Here is a 258-nt window from a genome sequence, read left to right on the forward strand (position 1 = left end):
GGTGAGGTCGCGCTCGCTGACCGCGCGGTCGCGCACCAGGTCGTCGTAGCGGCGGCGTTTGTCGGTGGCGGCGAGCGCGGCGGCCTGCGCCTTCGCGAGCGCGCCCTGCGCGGCATCGCGCGCCGCCATCAGCGGCGCGGAATCGATGCGGAACAGCACCGCGCCCTGCTTCACTTCCTGCCCTTCGTCGTACGTGCGCGCGGTCACGATCCCCGCGACCCGCGCGCGCACTTCCGCCTGCCGATACGCGTCGAGCCG

The 258-nt window shown here is 74.8% G+C and carries 1 protein-coding gene; it reads right to left on the bottom strand.

The features are described from left to right. On the bottom strand, nt 1-258 hold a 258-nt coding region (locus SB816_RS33015), incomplete at both ends, for a biotin/lipoyl-binding protein (protein WP_410548382.1).

It is taken from the genome of Achromobacter sp. SIMBA_011 (assembly GCF_046535435.1).
GTDB lineage: Bacteria > Pseudomonadota > Gammaproteobacteria > Burkholderiales > Burkholderiaceae_B > Achromobacter > Achromobacter dolens.